Annotated in this window: 3 protein-coding genes; all 3 read right to left on the bottom strand. The window is 58.2% G+C overall.

Annotated elements, in window-relative coordinates; all coding sequences use genetic code 11:
* A partial coding sequence (locus L692_RS0111130; protein ID WP_025699858.1) for a uroporphyrinogen-III C-methyltransferase occupies positions 1-332 on the bottom strand: 332 nt, incomplete at its 3' end.
* 42 nt (positions 333-374) lie between these two features.
* On the bottom strand, positions 375-686 hold the full coding sequence (gene nirD, locus L692_RS0111125) for a nitrite reductase small subunit NirD (RefSeq protein WP_025699856.1): 312 nt from the start codon (positions 684-686) through the stop codon (positions 375-377).
* A gap of 24 nt (positions 687-710) precedes the next feature.
* The coding region (locus L692_RS28470; protein WP_036723242.1) for a (2Fe-2S)-binding protein at positions 711-1,730 on the bottom strand (1,020 nt) is incomplete at its 5' end.

Raw genomic sequence — 1,730 nt, 5'->3', positions numbered from 1 at the left:
GTGATACCGGCTTCGGCGGCGGCCAGCGCCTCCTCCCCTCCTCTGCCAAAGACGAAGGGATCGCCTCCCTTGAGCCTGACGACCTTATGGCCAAGACGGGCCTGACGGATCATCACATGAATGATTTGCTCCTGGGACATGGAGTGCCGCCCCGGCGCTTTGCCGCAATAGATAAGACGCGCATCGGGCTTCGCATAGTCCAGAAGCTCCTGCGGCACAAGCCTGTCGTACAGCACGACATCGGCCTCCCGGATGCGGCGCACCGCCTTGACTGTTATCAATTCCGGGTCTCCCGGACCTGCTCCGACGATCGAAATGGTGCCGGTCTTCATTTGGTTAGCTCCCTCCATGTCCAGTTGGTATTGCCCCTCGCCCTAGATCGTCAGGTAAACGGCTCCTGTGGCCTGATCCACTTCAACCTCAAAGGTAGGCACGCATCCCGTATCCGGCTCCTCGACCTTGCCGGTATGAAGATCAATCCGCCAGTCATGCAGCGGACAGTGAACCTTGCTGCCGCAGACCATCCCTTCCGACAGCGTACCGCCTTTATGCGGGCATTTGTTCTCTACGGCCAGCACCTCTCCGTCCGACAGGCGGAACAAGGCGATGTCCAGGCCGTTTACCTTTAGAGTCCGCGAGCCCTTGCGGTCGATTTCAGCTACGTTGCCGACATGCATTTTGGTCATCGTCATATCCCCTTAACCCTCCTGTTATACCGTCTCCACCCGGGAGATCGGCTCGAAATTTTTGCGAAGCTCCTTATCCTTCACGATCTGCTTCCACGGGTCGGTCGTTACGCTGAGCGCCGTCCGGATTCTTCCCTGCAGCGCCAGCCGGTCTTCTCGGTTATCCAGCGCCGCCTTGATGCTGTCCAGTCCCACACGCTCAACCCAATTGGAAGTTCTCTCGTTCCAAGCGGCATTTTCGCGGTAATATTGAAGGAACGCGCTCGCCCATTCAACCACCTCGTCCTCCGTCTTCACAACGCACAGCAGATCCGTGGCCCGGACATGCACGCCGCCGTTGCCCCCGACATGCAGCTCCCAGCCGCCGTCAATCGCGACAACGCCGAAATCCTTGATCGTCGCCTCCGCGCAGTTGCGGGGACAGCCGGAGACGGCCAGCTTGACCTTGGCGGGTGTGTTCAGCCGTTCGAATTCTTTCTCCAGCCGGATGCCCATGCCGATGGAGTCCTGAGTCCCGAACCGGCAGAAGGTCGAACCGACACAGGTCTTGACTGTGCGCAGCGTTTTACCGTATGCATGGCCCGAAGGCATGTCAAGCTCTTGCCAAATTTTAGGCAGATCCTCTTTTTTGACGCCCAGCAGATCCAGTCTTTGTCCGCCTGTGAACTTCACCATCGGAACGTCGAACTTCTCGGCAACCTCGGCAATCTTCTTCAGCTCGCCCGGGGAGGTCACGCCGCCGTAGATCCGGGGAACGACCGAAAAGGTGCCGTCCTTCTGGATGTTCGCGTGGTAGCGCTCGTTCGTGATTCGTGATTCCTTCTCGTCCGCGTATTCCTCCGGCCACAGCATGCCGAGATAATAGTTCAGGGAAGGACGGCATTTCGAGCAGCCTTCCTCTGTGCTCCATTCGAGCACATTCATAACTTCCTTGACCGTCTTCAGCTCCATCCGCTTGATCTCGGCTACGATTTCATCGCGTCCGAGCGTCGTACAGCCGCAGATGCCTTCTTTAACTTTAACCGCCGCATCGCCTGCGTAAAT

Origin of the sequence: Paenibacillus forsythiae T98 (genome assembly GCF_000520735.1) — a bacterium.
GTDB classification, from domain to species: Bacteria; Bacillota; Bacilli; order Paenibacillales; family Paenibacillaceae; genus Paenibacillus_AQ; species Paenibacillus_AQ forsythiae.
Note: the sequence above shows the minus strand (reverse complement) of the source record. Positions and strands in the feature narration are given on the sequence as shown.

What these genes read in the sequence shown, in the direction of transcription:
- nirD (WP_025699856.1), bottom strand. Translation starts at nt 686, where the DNA reads ATGACCAAAATGCATGTCGGCAACGTAGCTGAAATCGACCGCAAGGGC.